Genomic DNA, 15,496 nt, shown 5'->3' on the forward strand with positions numbered 1-15,496 from the left:
GGACAAGGTGCAGCCGATCATGCATCCTGAGCATGGGTGACAAATTGGGGAGTGTTCAGTAAATATCTGTGTCGAACCGCAACCACAGCTTGATCTTAGTTGGATGCAACCCAGATCCCCGATGAGCCACTTTCACGGCTCCCGAGCAGGGTTCGCCGTGGCTAAAAGGCATGAATTAGCTGATCATGCACACCTGCGGTGCGTGATCGGTTTGCAGATTAGTGTGGAAGATGGTTACACGGAAGACGGATATGGCGCACTAGAAAAGTCTTGGTGGAACCGGTTTTCCTAGGAGGACCTGGCGATCGGCGCCATCCTTTCGAGTACACCTCTCGCATAGCCTGGCAGAATGGCTAGTGCTTCCTGTGGTTATGCGTTCTCTTCACCGTAGCCGCCGAACACGGGGTGCCAAGGATCATGAGAAGATCGAGGCTCGTCCTAAGAATATTCTTGATCGGTGTAGTGCTGTTCAGCGGGAATACACTCGTCCCGAATTTTGTGGCGACTGCGGCGTTTGCCGTCGCCGGAGCCGGTGGGTCCGGACCTCTCCCCGCCAAGCCCGGCGACGGTCCGGGCGAGCGGTCCGCCGTGGCTGAGGCGGATAGAGACAAGGTCCTGCCTGCCGGATGGCGTTCCTCCGGTGACCTGGCGCTCACCACGGCCGGCGACGCGACGGGATTCCACGTACTGGTGGCCAGAGCGAGCGTCGGCTACCAGTGGTACACCCTCACCACGCTCTCCGAACCTGGCATGGAAACCGATCAGTGGGTCGGGAACGCATGTATGACCGGATCGGGTGACCATATCGCCGTCGTGTACGCCCCACGGCACTTCACCAATCGCGAGAGGCTTTTCGCCAGGGGAGCGTTCGCGGCGGTAGTGGAGGTCGCAACCGGTAAGGTCACCAAGCTCAAAGACCAGGTGACCCTGGCCTACTTCAACCCGGGATGCGGAGCGGGTTCACGCGTCGCACTCACCCAGGGAGCGGCCGAGGTCCGGCCCAGCAGCCGCCTCCTCATCTATGACACCGCCAAGAACCAGATGTCTCCTGCAGCGGTGGTTCCTGGGCAGGTGACCTCCGCCGTGCCCTATCAGGACGGCCTCGTCGCGGCCAAGGGCACCACACTTGTGGGGATCTCCGGCTCGGGTGCGGTGAGGACACTGGTGAAGACCGGTTCAGTTCCGTTCGACGTGCAGACCGACAATCAGGGCGGGATCTACTTCGCCGAGTATGGCCACGGTGACGTGAGGGTCCGCTATCACGCCGATGGTGAAACCCGGACCATCGCAACAGGTGGCCTTGGGCGCCTCTCCATCCGGGTCGGCACCGAAGGGAAGATCTTCCTGGTAGGGGATGCCGAGGTGCAGGCACCCTTGCCGCAGGCGGTGTCCGTACTGGCGGCTCCATCGCAAGGGCGGGTCTCCTCCCACGGTGAACTGGTTGTGCTAAGCGCGGCTCGCAAAGGGCTACGCCAAGGCGTTCTCGGTGACCCGACGGACACCGGAATCACCGGCGTGAGCCAGGACACTCCAGGAGCCGAGCCGGTCGACGTCGCGACTCTGGTTCCGGGGACAAAGTCACAGGTGAGGTTCGAGATTCTTCCGGATATCCGCATGGCGGCACAGGGTGACACCGGAAGGGTCCTCAATCCGCAGCTGGCAGTCGGGAAGCCTGCTCAGAACAAGAAGCCCCGGGCACCGATACCTTCGATGACCACCGGGGAGAGCACCGTCGATGAGGGCTACACCTGCGCGGTGCCGCGCAACGACCCGAGGATCCAGGTGTACCAGCCCCACTGGCGGCAGGTCGAGTGGGCGGTCAACCAGCTGGTCCTCAAGCGGCTCACTCTCACCCGGCCTGCGAACTGGAAGGGATCAGGGTTGCCGGCCTGGTCGCCTCAGGCCATGTTCACCCCGCAGGATCTACGAGGGGGAGGCAGGGTTCCCTCCGGCATCGTGCTCGGCATCCTGGCCCAGGAGTCGAACCTGTGGCAGGCCCAACGGAACGTTCTCGAAGGCGAGACGGGAAATCCCCTCGTCGGCAACTACTACGGCGTCAATCTCTACGACAGCAACCCCGACAACGACTGGTCGATCAACTTCGCCGATGCCGACTGTGGCTACGGGGTGTCGCAGCAGACCGACGGGATGCGGAAGGCCGGATCCGAGCGGCCCGGTGAGACCGCCCTCCACCCTGACAAGCAGAAGGCGGTGGCGGTCGACTACCTCACCAACATAGCGGCCGGTCTACAGACCCTGACGCAGAAATGGAACCAGATCTGGGACGACACGAACGGCTCGGTTCGAGCTCACGATGGAAATCCCGCAAAGGTCGAGAACTGGTACTTCGCGGTCTGGGCATATAACTCGGGATGGCATCCCCGGGCGAGTGCTCCTGCAAACAACAATGCGTGGGGAGTCGGCTGGGCCAACAACCCGTCAAATCCGATATGGCGGCCGGGGCGTCACCCATTTCTGGATGGAAACGCCTACGTGGATGCTGCAACGCCGCAGTACTGGCCCTATCAGGAGAAAGTTCTGGGGTGGGCTGCGTGGCCAATCACAAAAACCTACTACTCCGGAGGCATTCCTCAAGAGCAAGCAGGCTACAATGCCGCATGGTGGACAACCCCCGTTAGTCGCTCACAGATCGTTCCTGTGGTGAGTATTGCAACATCGTTCGCAGTGGATCCGAACGCATTCTGCATATCGGCGTCACAGAGTATTGAGCACAACTGGTGTGTTCCAGGATCGAGTACGCCTGGAGCTGTGAGTGCCGGTACGTGCGTACGGCTCGACTATCGATGCTGGTGGCGTTTCCCGAAATCATGGAAGGCCGACTGCCCGACAACCTGCGGTAATGAGGGGGCAATCCGATATTCGGAACCGCACTATGCGTACACCGAGAGAGCGGAGCCAGAGGACCACTGGACACCGTGCTTGACTCCAGGGCTTCCGGCCGGCTCCCTGATCGTGGACGACGTCGCAGCTACGGCTCCTGCCATTCGAGGCGGGTGCAACAACCTCGGGTGGACGAACTCGGGTTCGCTGACGTTCACCTTTGGCAGGAACGCCACGGGGCAGGTGCCGTCAAAAGCAGACTTTCAGCAGCTCGGCAATGGTTTTGGCGGTCATGAGTGGTTCGCCTACACGCGCAATTCCGGAAAGAACGGTGGCCAAATGAGAGTGACCGGTACTTGGGAATTGAGCGGAGGTCGTCAGATCAATGGATGGGCCCGTGTATTGGTTCATATCCCAAAGCGCCGTGCGGAGACGCAGCAAGCTCCCTACACGATACACCTCGGAAACGGCCAGGAAAGGAATCGTTACCTTTCGCAAGATAGGGGAGAGAACACCTGGCAAAATTTAGGTGTTTTCCAATTTTCCGGCAGCCCGAAAGTGAGTTTGACGACACTTAATTATGAAGGTGACGGAACTGCCGCTATTTCGTGGGATGCAATCGCATTCCAGCCGTTGACTGCTAAACCAAAGCACTTCGTGGTTGGCATGGGAGATTCCTATGCTTCGGGTGAAGGAGTCGGTAACTATTCCTACGAGTCGAATAAGGACTATAGGAAGCCAACCTGGAACGCCTGTCGGCGAAGCAAAGATGCGTGGATTCGGAAGGCGAAACTCCCGGGTGAGATTAAGACCATAGGTGAGCTGGCGGACACGTTCGATCCAAAACTCGATTTTGCCTTTGTCGCCTGTTCTGGAGCAGAGACTGAGGACATGATCGCAGAATCATGGGAGCACTGGACGAATCCATTTAACTGGGATACTTACAGAGACTACGCAGAGGGCGGATTCAGGGAAGCAACCCAGTTGCAAGCAGGATTCCTCGATGAGAATACGACGCTTGTCGCGCTCTCTATCGGGGGCAACGATGCGAGGTTCTCTGACGTAGTGAGCCGTTGCTACATAATCTCATGTGCAACTCAATCGTACGAGGCCGATATTCGGCGCGATATCAGCAGAACGGTTCATACGGGTGAATACAGTATCCGTCGGGTTTTGGAAGTCGCAAGCATGCGGGTGGGGAACGAGACTCGCCGGCTAAAGGCCAAGCTCATGCTCATGGGCTATCCAAAGCTGGTGGACGATGTCTACTGTATGCCTGGTTATGACGACGACGAGCATCTAATGCTCAATCGTCTCGCAGATCATTTCGCTGCAGAGCAATCTGCTCTGACTGCCTCCCTTAGATCCATGGGCATCGACACGCATTACATGAATCCCATTCCCATCTTCGACGGTCACGGAGCCTGTAATAACCGGCCTCCAACACCGAGTTGGGATCTGTGGATCCACGGGATCGTATTCGATGGTACCGGGGGTGGGGACTTTGTGGGACTGCATCCGGGATGCATCTCGGACGGCAATCGTTGTGCGAGCCGAATCTCGTTCCACCCGAAGTCGCAAGGTGCTGTGGCCTATTCGCAGGTACTTCAAAACTCATTGACTGATCCTGCTGTGGCGTACTCGGGCTGGTAGGACGTTCCGGTTTGTCCCAGTCTCCAATTAAATAGATGCACATTCTCTATGGTGAACTTTCTGGGGGGTAAATGAAATGAGGCCCGGATCGGGATTTCGGAGCGAGTTGGGCTGTATCCTGATTGTGTTGCTGACCATTCTGATCGTGGTACTCGTTCCGGTGGGCCTCGTTGGGGCTTTGTTTTACTCTCAGAATGTTTCCGCTGAGGAGGACGCAAGGCGGCATCTCAATGTGTTCATATCGCGGCTGGAGGTGGTGAAGGTATTTGGGTCGGATGGTGCCTCTCGAGTAAGAGGCTCCATCGAAGGGCTACGAATTTCGATACAGGAGCTGACATGGAGCGGAGGAAACCTTCACCTTCATGTGGAGGTGTCTGCTCCAAGCGGATTTCTATTTGGATTCGGTAGTACAAACTTCTGTCACTATGTTCTGGGTGAACCGGGCTCTGGCCTAAATGCCCGATTCACTGTTGAGCAAGTTGGCTGTGTTGGCTAGCAGATCTGGATCTGGATATAGGGGTGGCTATTTGTTGAGCCTCCGGGTGCTTGGATCTGTCTTCAGCATCTAGAGTCCCGAATATATTCTGGAGGTGCGCCATGAAGTCGAAAGTGGCATGCAAGGTCACGCTGAGTACTATGGTGCTTCTGGCCGTCACGGCCTGTGGGACGACATATGCGCACACTGCGAGGCAGGAGGAGGCGGCTTGGCCGTCGCCGCACCCGACGCCCACTCCTACCTCGGCGGCGGACCTGGTTCTTCCGCTGGACGCCTACGATCTCAGCGCCTCCGAGCGTGCTGAGGTGCAGCGGGCAAAGATGAAGATCATCGACGCGTGTATGCGTGCGTTCAACCTGAGGTTGAAGCTGCCCGATGGCCGGCCCATCGCCTATCCCAAGAACGCGGGCTACCTGGGCTGGCTCGGCGAGGACCAGGTTGCGAAGTACGGCTACGTTGGTCCACCGGGTCAGCGTGAGGAGGCGGTCGCCGCGGTGACCGGTCTCCGGGGTTTCGCGCTGCCTGATTCTCATGCCGGCGTGCTGATGGGAGAGATCTCCTCCTTCAACGGGGAGGCGGTTCCGGCAGGTGGCTGCAACAGCGTGGCGGAGTCGCAGCTGAGCAGGGGGGCATCGGTGACCGGTGCCGTCCGGCAGTATGAGGAGCGGCAGCTCCATATGTTCTCCGACGACGCAGCCCAGACCGCTTTTGAGGACCCCCGGCTTGGGGCCGCAGATCGTGCATGGAGCACATGCATGAAGGGGTCGGAGTACCACTACTCCAACCCTGGGGAGGCTGAGGGTGATCCCCGATGGGCGAGCAACGCGATAGACGAGACCCCCAAGTCTCGCGGGACCGAGGTAGAGATCGCCACCGCGACTGCGGACGAAGCTTGTCGGCGTCAGACCAACTACAACGGTGTGCGCCTCGCGATCTATGCTGATCATCAATTGGCGATTATCAAGAAGAATAAAGCCGTCCTCCTCCGGATCAAGGAAATTCACAGGACTAGGCTGGAAAATTCACGCCGGATCAACTCGGTTATGGCAACGCCTTCATGGTGATCATTGGGAGGTACAAGAAGGCTCCTGCGGAAGTGGGCTCGGAAAACAGATCACCCAAATATATAGTGCGGTCTATTCTGCATCAGAGTGGAAGGGATATGTGGGTTGCTGTCCGATCATCGTTCAGTTAGACGCCTTCTATTCGGGTCCTTCGCAGCCTATCTAGTGCTACCTTCTCACGTCGGTATCGCAATGGAATTGCCTACTCCGCAGGTTGGTTCAGCGGTTCACAGTTCAGCAGCGACGGTGTCGTGTGGAAACTGGCTGGCGGACCCCGGAGCGATCACCAGTTGGCGGAGAGCCCCTGCTGTGGTTGCAGGAACAAGCTTCGCATACCCCGGTAACCCCTACGCCTACACATGGAGGGCAATTGATGCGGTGCATCTAAATGGCATTACCTTCGGCTGGTCGAAGATGTACTTCGGGTACGCGGATACCGACCCCCCGCAGGGCGAGCGGATCAAGACAGGCTGGTGGAACAACGCAGATGGTCAGCACTTCTGCGGCTGGGGGAGTAGAGAGTACCGCTCGATAAACAATGTAAACGCGGCGTATACCGCAGGAATTCGAAAGGCTGAAGCCTCACGCATCAAGACGTTGGGGAGTATCTGCCCGCCAGGGGTCGGCTGCCCAGCCGGAACCGAGGGATGGATGGGCGCGAACAGCGTTCCTTGGTGACTCCCTGGCTCGGGTATCGCGTCGGTGACCCGCATGCAGGCAACGCGACCTTCTCTCCGGGTGTTCCGGCGGGAGCCGCATGCGGCGGGCATCGACGGGGCCGCCGAGCGAGAGCGAGCTCCCGACGATTGACGTGACGCCGACGGTTGAACTACGAGATTCCCACATACCCTTCTCGATCATCGAGAAGGCGTGAGCAGCCGAGTTCATCGCCGATCTTGGGTGAACGGGCCATGGCCCTGAGCGCTGCGGCCGGCCCGGCCTTTCTCGGGGTGTCCTCGGTCTTGCAGGACTTGGCAGACCAACGCTCGACACGTCAGCTTCGGCGAGATAGAGCCGACATGCTGAAGGCCCTCATACGATGATTTTTCCGGTAGACATTGGGGCAGGGCTCCGGGTGGGTCTGGCCGCGATCGGTGAGGCCGCGCCGGTGCCGGGAAATGAAGTCGGGGTGGGTGGGTTCCCGTCCCAGCTGAGGAGGTCTGTTGCCGGAGCTTGTGGTCGGGCCGCTGCTGCGTTACGCCGACGAGACGAGCGCCACGGTCTGGGTGGAGACCAGTGAGCCGGGCACGGTCCGGGTGCTGGACCGTGCGGCGGAGACCTTCAGCGCGCACGGGCACCACTACGCGCTGGTGGAGATCGACGGCCTCGCACCCGGGGCGCGGCTGCCGTACACCGTGTCGCTCAACGGGGAGACCGTCTGGCCGCTTACGGCGGACGGGCCGCCCAGCATGATCAGGACGATCGACCCGGCGAAGCCGTACCGGGTGGTCTTCGGGTCCTGCCGGGCCGCGGAGGCGCCGACGGTCGGCTCGGACGTGCTGCGGATCTACGCCGACCGGCTGGCCGCCAAGCCGGAGGAGGAGTGGCCGGACACCCTGCTCATGCTGGGCGACCAGGTGTACGCCGACGAGGTGGACGACTTCGAGGGGTACGCCGAGCTGTATCGGGCGGCCTGGACCGAGCCGCTGGTACGCTGGCTGCTGTCCACGATCCCCACCGCGATGATTCTGGACGACCACGACCTTTGCGACGATTGGAACACCTCGCAGGCGTGGCGGGACGCGATGCAGAGCCGGCCGGGCTGGCAGGACAAGGTGAAGGCCGGGCTCGGCAGCTACTGGATCTACCAGCATCTCGGCAATCTCGCCAAACCGGACGCGGTACTCACCGGAATCCGGGAGGGCGGCGGCGCGTACCTGGACGAGTTCGCCGTCCGGGCCGATCAGGAGCCGACCTCCTACAGCTGGAGCTACTCCCGCGACATCGGCGGTACCCGGCTGATCGTGCTGGACAGCCGGTGTTCCCGGGCGCTGGAGCCGGGACGCCGGGCGATCCTGGACGAGGTCGAGTGGGCCTGGTTCGAGAGCCAGGCGGTCGGCGGGATGGAGCATCTGCTCATCGCCACCTCATTGCCGGTCTTCCTCCCGTATGGGGTGCATTACGGGGAGGCGTGGAACGAGGCGGTGTGTGCGGGAGTCTGGGGAAAACGCTGGGCGAGATTCGGGGAGCGCATCCGCCAGGCGGTCGACCTGGAGCACTGGGCGGCGTTCCGCAGCTCCTTCGTGGCGATGTCCAGGATCGTCAGGGAGATCGCGCTCGGGCGGCGGGGCACACCCCCGTCCTCGGTGCTCTTCCTCTCCGGGGACGTCCATTTCTCCTATGTCGCCCGGCTCAAGCTGCCCGGCCGGGTCGCGCAGATCGTCTGCTCGCCGATGCGCAACCCGCTGCCCAACGCGCTGAAATGGATCAACCGGGTCGCGGCCGTCATCGGCAGCGGCTGGCTCACCCGCGGCCTGGCCAAGTCGGCCAAGGTCTCCTCGGCGCCGGTCCGCTGGCGGATCGAGGACGACCTGAACTTCACCAACTCCCTCGGCCGGCTGGAGCTGTCCGGCGACTCCGCCACCCTCCGCTGGTTCCCCGACAGACCGGCCAACCCAAACAAATCCCTCAGCCGCTACCGGCGGAAGCCGATCGTCGTCGGCCCCGAGTGACCCGGGCGTCGCCCGTACCCGATCTGCCGAGGTCAAGTGCAATGCCCTCTTTGTCGCTGGTACGGGCTGCGCCGGACGGCCACATGCGGCGTGCAACCGGAGCTCGGTCCGTCCCCGGTTTCGTGTGGCCGTGCGTCGCCCGTACCCGATGGTTGTGAGGCCGGTACGGGTTGCGCCGGGTGGTCGGCCTGTGGTGTGACCACCCGGAGTTCGGTCTGTCCGCGATGCCGCGTGGCCCGGCTCAGCCCGTACCCGATGGTCTGTCGGGTCCATAAGGGCTGCGCGGACGGTTGACCTGCGACAGCGGCACGCATGCGACGGACCGCCCCATCGCGGTGCCGGAGCCGGGGGAAGCCGGTCGCGAGGCGGCCCGGGGCGTTGATACCCGGCGGATACACGGCTGAGCGTCCGGTGATACCCGGCGAATACCTAGCGGACGGAATAGGACTCCAGAGTGGCCACCGCGTCGTGAACGGCGGTGCGCTCCCAACGACAAGGGGTCCCTGATGCGTGTGCTGGTGTGCGGTCTGCTCGGTCTGGCGGTGCTGACCGGCTGCGGAGGAGCGCCGGCCCCTGCGGCCGACGGCGGTGGTGCCACGGTGGACAAACTCCGCGAGCGCGAGACCGTCATCGCCACCTGCATGAAGCAGAAGGGTTTCTCCTACACCCCCTCGGTCAGCCGCCCGAAGAAGGCCGAGGCGAACCCCGCCGACTACGCCGCGATGAAAGCGGACCGCAGTAAGCACGGCTTCGGTGTCTTCTCCGCCTTCGTCTATCCGAGGCCGCCGGAGCCGCAGGCGCCCGACCCGAACCGGGCGACGATCGACGGTCTGTCCGGCGCCAAGCGGGAGGCCTACCTCAAGACCATGAACGAGTGCCGGGTCACCGCCCTCCGGCAGGTGGACGGCCTGAAGGTCACCTCGCTCGCCGACTATCAGGATCAGATGAGCACGGAGATCGAGAACATCGACAAGGTTCTCAACGGCGACCCGGGGCTCCTGGAGCTGGCCGCGCCGTTCGCCGAGTGCCTGAGGTCCAAAGGCGAGCGGGTGACCTCCACGAAGCCGATCGCACTGAGCTTCCGCGGCGTGGAGATATGGGGCGGGCAGGCCGACCGGCTCGGCAAGGCGGGCACCGTCACGGCGGCGGCGGCCAGGCCGTACCTCGCCAAGGAGATCAAGTCGGCGCTGGCCGACCTGGAGTGCGGCAAGGACTTCTACGCGGCCTTCATCCCCCTGCAGACGCGGCTCACCAACGAGGCCAGGGCGAAGTACGGGTTCCAAGAGCGGTGATGCGTACCCCTCGTGGCAAGTTGCTGCTTGTGCTGGCCGTGGTCCTGGTGATCGCGGGGGCCGGCTGGGGGGTGGGCACTCTGCTGCGCTCCCCAGCCGACGAGGCCGCGGCGCGCAAGCCACCCGAGCCGTCGCTGGTCACCGTTGCGGTCGAACGGCGCAAGCTGGTCGCCACCCTCGTGGTCAGCGGCACGCTGGAGTACGGCTCACCGCATCCGGTCTCGCTGGCCGGGGTGGTGGGCGGCGGCGAAACCGCTCAGCGCGTCACCCGCGCTCCCCGGCGGGGCACCCTGAAGGAGGGAACGGTGCTGATGGAGGTGAACGGGCGCCCGGTGTTCGTCTTCGCCGGCAAGGTGCCGATGCACCGCAGCATCGTCCCCGGCGCCAAGGGGGCCGATGTCGAGCAGTTGCAGAAGGCGCTGCGCAGGCTCGGCTACCGCGCGCCCGGAGGAGGTGTGTTCGACCAGGCGACCGTCGCCGCGGTGACGCGCTTCTACGCCAAGCGGGGTTATCAGGCCCAGCAACCCACCTTGGAGCTGCGGCAGCAGCGCGACGGACTGCGCCGGGCGGTACGGACCGCGCAGGAGGTGCTCACCACCGAACGCAAGACCTTGGAACAGGGCGCGGACGTGCTCCCCCTGAAAGTCAAACTGGCCAACGCCCGGCTGGATCTGAAGGAGGCCGAACAGGAACTGGCGAACGCGCGGGCCCAGGACCGCACCCCCGAGGACGAGGCCAAGATCGAGGCTGCCGAGAGCGCCGTACGGGCGGCCGAGGAGAAGCTGCTGGCGGCCCAGCGGGAGCTCGCGCAGGCCACCACGGGTGCCACGCCGTCGCCTGCGGACATCCGCCTGCTCGAACTCCGGGTCGCCAACGCCGAAGCGGAGCTGGCCGCCGCCAGGTCGGCGCTGGACCGCGTGTGGGAGGAGGCCGGGACCGCACGGGCGAAGCGGCTGACCGAGCTGAGCAAGGGCGTCCGCGTGGCGCGCGAGGCCGTCGTCACCGCCGAGCAGGCGCTCAGGCAGGCCAGGCAGCTTTCGCCCGTCAAGCTGAAGGTGGCCAACGCCGAACGCGACCTGGAGGACGCGCGGGCGCTGCTGGCCGAGTTCTCCCGGACCTACGGCACCACGGTCCCGCCCGGAGAGGTCGTCTTCCTGCCCAAACTGCCCGCCCGGCTGCACAAGGCCACCGTCAAGGCGGGCGAGCCGGTGGACGATTCGGTCGCCACCGTGACCGGCTCCGCCTTCGTGGTCTCGGGCTCGGTGGACGTGGCCGAGGCCGAGCGGCTGAAGGCGGGTCTGGACGCGAGCATCGAAACCGAGGCGGGCACGACCGTCCCCGGCACGCTGACCGCCCTCGGCGGACGCGACGCGAAGGGCGCCGTTCCGGTGGCGATCACTCCTGCCTCGATGAAGGGCCTTACGAGGCTCGCCGGCGCGCCCGTCACGGTCCGCGTGACCATCGGCGCCACCGACCGGGAGGTGCTCGTGGTCCCCGCCGCGGCGGTCGTCACCGCCGCGGACGGCAAGGCCCGGGTGCAGGTGGAGATCGCGCCTGACCGGACCAAGGAGGTCGAGGTACGCACCGGCCTTTCCGCCGACGGAGCCGTGGAGGTGACCGGCGATCTCAAGCCGGGCGACCAGGTGGTGATCAACAGTGCCTGAACCGGTCATTCTGCTCCACGATCTGACCAAGGAGTTCCCCGCCGATCCGCCCGTCCGAGCGCTCTCCGCTGTCAACCTAAGAGTTGAAAAATCGGATTACGTGGCCATAATCGGGCCGTCGGGATCGGGAAAGTCCACCCTCCTCAACACACTCGGCCTGCTCGACCGGCCGACCGGCGGCGGCTACCGGCTCGACGGCATCGAGACCACCGCGCTGAAGGACCGTGCGCGGACCGTCATCCGCGGCAGCAGGATCGGTTTCGTCTTCCAGTCCTTCCATCTGCTGCCGCACCGCAGCGTGCTGGAGAACGTCATGCTGGCCGAGGTCTACGGCGCGGTACCGCGCGCCGGGCGGCGGGAGCGCGCGATGCAGGCCCTGGAGCGGGTACGGCTGTCGCACCGGGTGGGCTTCCCGCCCGGCAGGCTGTCCGGCGGTGAGCGGCAGCGCGCCGCCATCGCCCGCGCGCTCCTGGGCGAACCGTCGCTGCTGCTGTGCGACGAACCCACCGGCAACCTCGACAGCAGGAACACCGACGCCGTGCTCGACCTGTTCGACGAGCTGCGCGACCAGGGGATGACCATCGTGGTCATCACCCACGAGACCGAGGTGAGCGACCGGGCCGGGCGCCGGGTGCGTATCACCGACGGCGTTCTCACCGAGGAGTAGACGTGCACCCGCGTGACCTGCTCAACGAGGCCGTGGCGGGCCTGATGGCCCGGCCGGTGCGCTCGGCGCTGACCGTGCTGGGCACCGTGCTGGGCATCACCACACTCGTGATCACTCTGGGCGTCGCCGCGACGGCGGGTAACCAGATCGTCGGCCGCTTCGACGAGCTCACCGCCACCTCCGTGACGGTCGAAGTCCCGGAGAACCCCGTCCCCCTGGTCGATTGGGCCGACGTCGGCCGGGTGACCCGGCTGCGCGGGGTGGTCTCCGCCGCCGCGCTCGCCGAGGCGAAGGAGAGTGCCAACCTCAGCGTTCGCTCCAACGACATCGTGGATCCGACCAGGGTCACCGACCAGACGCTGACCGTGGTCGCCGGCAGCCCCGGCCTGCCCGCGGCGGTCAAAGGCAGGATGGTCGAGGGCCGCTTCTTCGACGCCGGGCACATCGCCCGCGGGGACAAGGTCGTCGTGCTGGGCGAGCACGCGGCCAAGCTGCTGGGCATCACCCGGCTGACCCGGGCCCCGGCCGTCTTCATCGGCACGCAGGCGTACACCGTCATCGGCGTGCTGGGCGACCTGAAGCGGGAGAAGAACCTCACCGGCGCGGTGGTGTTGCCGCCGACCGTCGGCAAGCGCTACGGCCTGAGCACCGTGACCCGGGTCCTGGTCAACACCGGCCTCGGCGCCGTGGAACTGATCGCCAAGCAGGCGCCCGCCGCGCTCAGCCCCGGCAACGAGGCGCTCCTCCAGGTCATCTCGCCGCCCAGCCCCACCCGAGCGCGCGACGCGGTGGAAGGCGACGTCAACGCCCTTTTCCTCATCCTCGGGCTGGTCTCCCTGGTCGTCGGCGCGGTCGGTATCGCCAACGTCACACTGGTGACCGTGATGGAGCGTGTCGCCGAGATCGGCCTGCGCCGTGCCCTCGGCGCCGCCCGCCGGCACATCGCCGCGCAGTTCCTGCTGGAGTCCACCCTCACCGGGCTGACCGGCGGCGTCATCGGCGCCTCCGGAGGGATCGTGGTGATCGTCGCGATCTGCGCCGTCAAGCAGTGGACCCCGGTCTTGGATGTACGGCTGGCCCTCATGGCGCCTGCCGCCGGTGCCGTCGTCGGGCTGCTCGCGGGCCTGTATCCGGCCCTGCGGGCCGCTCGCATGGAACCAGTTACCGCACTTCGGTAGATATGGTGCATTTCATGACATCCCTGCTGCTCGTCGAGGACGACGCGGTGATCCGCACGTCGGTCAGCCTGGCCCTGGAACGCTACGGCTACCACGTGGCCACCGCCGCCGACGGGCTGAGCGGTCTGGAGGCGGCGCAGGCGGGCGGCCACGATCTGCTGCTGCTGGATGTGATGCTCCCCGGCCTGGACGGCATCAGCCTGTGCCGCAGGATCCGGGAGACCAGTCAGGTGCCCATCCTGCTGATGTCGGCCCGCGGTGACGGCCTGGACATCGTCGCCGGGCTGGAGGGCGGCGCCGACGACTACGTGGTCAAACCGGTAGACCTGCCGGTGCTGGTGGCCAGGATCCGCTCGCTCCTGCGCCGGGCCGCCGTCGCCGAACCCCAGCCCGCGTCCGGGCAGGCCGCCACGAGCGCGGTGCTCACCTTCGGCGAACTGAGCATCGACACCGGGGCGCTGGAGGTACGGCGGGCCGGGCAGCGCGTCGAGCTGAGCCCGACCGAGCTGCGGCTGCTGCTGGAGTTCGCCGCCAATCCCGGCATCGTGCTGGAACGGGCGACGCTGCTGCGCACCGTGTGGGACTACGGATGGGACGGTGACAGCCGCGTGGTCGACCTCTGCGTGCAGCGCCTGCGCAAGAAGATCGGCGCCGAGCGCATCGAGACGGTCCGCGGGTTCGGCTACAAGTTGAGCCCCACGTGAATCCGGCCTCGCTGCGCTGGAAGATCGCCGCCCTCGTCACGCTCGCCTGCACCGTCGTCGCCGTCGTGGTCGGAGTCCTGGTGCACCAGGCGACCTGGCAGCGTGCCCTGAACACAGGCGAGAACGAAGCCCGGAAAGCCCTCGACGAGTCACTGGCCTCCGCCAACCGGCCCGGCGGTACACCTGACAACGTGGTGCTCGTCGAAGAACTCCCCGACGCCTTGGCCGCCCGGCTGCAGCCCGGCGGGCAGGCGATCTGGTACGGGGTCGATCATCGGAACGAGCCGTGGATGTGGGCCGCCCAGCCGTACGGAAGCGATGGTCGTGAGGCGGTGAGCGTACAGATATCGATGATCTCGGAGGTGTTCAGCCAGCAGGCATTCGACCGCGACATGGTCAAAGCCGCTCTGCTCGCCCTGGCCGGGGTGGTGCCGCTGTCGGTGCTGGCGGCCGAGCTTGCGAACCGGCGGCTTCGGCGCATGGCCCGCACCGCCCGCCGGATCGCCGACGGCGACCTGGCCGCCCGCACCGACGCGAGCGGCCGGGACGAGATCGCCGAGATCGGCGCCGGGCTCAACTCCATGGCCGCGAGCCTGCAGCGCCGGCTGCTGGCCGAGCAGCGCTTCACGGCCGACGTCGCGCACGATCTGCGTACTCCGCTGATGGGCCTGGTCACCGTGGTCGAGCTGCTGGAGGAGGGCGAGGTGACCGATCTGGTGCGCGACCGGGTGCGGGTGCTGCGCTCGCTGGTGGAGGACCTGCTGGAGGTCTCCAGGCTGGACGCGGGCGCCGAGGTCGCCGAGCGGGTGCGGGTGCCGCTGGCCGAGGTGGCCGCGGAGTCCGCGGCCCGGGTGGGGGTCGAGGCGCGGGTGCTGGCCTCGGGGGATCCGGTGGCCGAGACGGATCCGCGTCGCCTGGACCGGATCCTGGCCAACCTCCTGCTCAACGCCCACCGCCACGGTGCGCCCCCGGTGGAGATCGCGGTCCGGGACCACGTGATCGAGGTACGCGACCGGGGACAGGGCTTCCCGCCGGAGCTGCTGGCCGGCGGCCCGGAACGCTTCCGCACGGGTGCCGCCGAACGCGGCCGCGGCCACGGCCTCGGGCTGACGATCGCGCTGGGGCAGGCCGAGGTCATCGGCGCTGAACTGACCCTGGCCAACGCCGACGGCGGCGCCGTCGCCGTACTCCGCCTTCCCCGTCCGCCGGCAGGCTGATGCACAGGTGATACCGGGCCGAGCGCGGGTGGAGACACGGCCACGGCC

The 15,496-nt window shown here is 65.3% G+C and carries 9 protein-coding genes; all 9 read left to right on the forward strand.

Going from position 1 to position 15,496, the window contains the following annotated elements; genetic code table 11:
- The first annotated feature begins 588 nt into the window (after positions 1-588).
- The 9 genes from RUR_RS23785 (at position 589) to RUR_RS23825 (ending at position 15,448) form a co-directional block, all read left to right on the forward strand.
- Entirely contained in the window at positions 589-4,494 is a 3,906-nt protein-coding gene (locus tag RUR_RS23785; RefSeq protein ID WP_283137383.1) for an SGNH/GDSL hydrolase family protein, read from the forward strand.
- A gap of 597 nt (positions 4,495-5,091) precedes the next feature.
- The gene (locus tag RUR_RS23790; RefSeq protein ID WP_283137384.1) at positions 5,092-6,054 is read left to right on the forward strand and encodes a hypothetical protein; all 963 of its coding nucleotides are present in this window, start codon (positions 5,092-5,094) and stop codon (positions 6,052-6,054) included.
- A 1,163-nt stretch (positions 6,055-7,217) separates the two neighbouring features.
- Positions 7,218-8,726 (forward strand): alkaline phosphatase D family protein, encoded by a 1,509-nt coding sequence (locus RUR_RS23795; protein WP_283137385.1) that lies wholly within the window; start codon positions 7,218-7,220, stop codon positions 8,724-8,726.
- Positions 8,727-9,232: 506 nt separating this feature from the next.
- The gene (locus RUR_RS23800; protein WP_283137386.1) at positions 9,233-10,018 is read left to right on the forward strand and encodes a hypothetical protein; all 786 of its coding nucleotides are present in this window, start codon (positions 9,233-9,235) and stop codon (positions 10,016-10,018) included.
- Positions 10,018-11,682, forward strand: coding sequence for a peptidoglycan-binding protein (locus RUR_RS23805; RefSeq protein WP_283137387.1), 1,665 nt, complete (start codon positions 10,018-10,020; stop codon positions 11,680-11,682). The genes RUR_RS23800 and RUR_RS23805 overlap by 1 nt, the downstream gene beginning before the upstream one ends.
- Positions 11,675-12,349 carry an ABC transporter ATP-binding protein gene (locus RUR_RS23810; RefSeq protein WP_283137388.1) on the forward strand — a complete coding sequence of 225 codons (675 nt, stop codon included), beginning with the start codon at positions 11,675-11,677 and terminating at the stop codon, positions 12,347-12,349. The genes RUR_RS23805 and RUR_RS23810 overlap by 8 nt, the downstream gene beginning before the upstream one ends.
- 2 nt (positions 12,350-12,351) lie before the next feature.
- Positions 12,352-13,527, forward strand: a complete 1,176-nt coding sequence (locus RUR_RS23815; RefSeq protein ID WP_283137389.1) for an ABC transporter permease — start codon at positions 12,352-12,354, stop codon at positions 13,525-13,527.
- 14 nt (positions 13,528-13,541) lie between these two features.
- Positions 13,542-14,231 carry a two-component system response regulator CseB gene (gene cseB, locus RUR_RS23820; protein WP_283137390.1) on the forward strand — a complete coding sequence of 230 codons (690 nt, stop codon included), beginning with the start codon at positions 13,542-13,544 and terminating at the stop codon, positions 14,229-14,231.
- Positions 14,228-15,448 (forward strand): sensor histidine kinase, encoded by a 1,221-nt coding sequence (locus RUR_RS23825; RefSeq protein ID WP_283137391.1) that lies wholly within the window; start codon positions 14,228-14,230, stop codon positions 15,446-15,448. The genes cseB and RUR_RS23825 overlap by 4 nt, the downstream gene beginning before the upstream one ends.
- Positions 15,449-15,496: the final 48 nt, after the last annotated feature.

It is taken from the genome of Rhizohabitans arisaemae (assembly GCF_025996515.1).
In the GTDB taxonomy this organism is placed as follows: domain Bacteria; phylum Actinomycetota; class Actinomycetes; order Streptosporangiales; family Streptosporangiaceae; genus Rhizohabitans; species Rhizohabitans arisaemae.

Bases quoted from the DNA above. Each gene is read 5' to 3' on its own strand.
- RUR_RS23790 (WP_283137384.1), top strand. From the start codon at position 5,092: ATGAAGTCGAAAGTGGCATGCAAGGTCACGCTGAGTACTATGGTGCTT.
- RUR_RS23800 (WP_283137386.1), top strand. From the start codon at position 9,233: ATGCGTGTGCTGGTGTGCGGTCTGCTCGGTCTGGCGGTGCTGACCGGC.
- RUR_RS23805 (WP_283137387.1), top strand. From the start codon at position 10,018: ATGCGTACCCCTCGTGGCAAGTTGCTGCTTGTGCTGGCCGTGGTCCTG.
- cseB (WP_283137390.1), top strand. From the start codon at position 13,542: ATGACATCCCTGCTGCTCGTCGAGGACGACGCGGTGATCCGCACGTCG.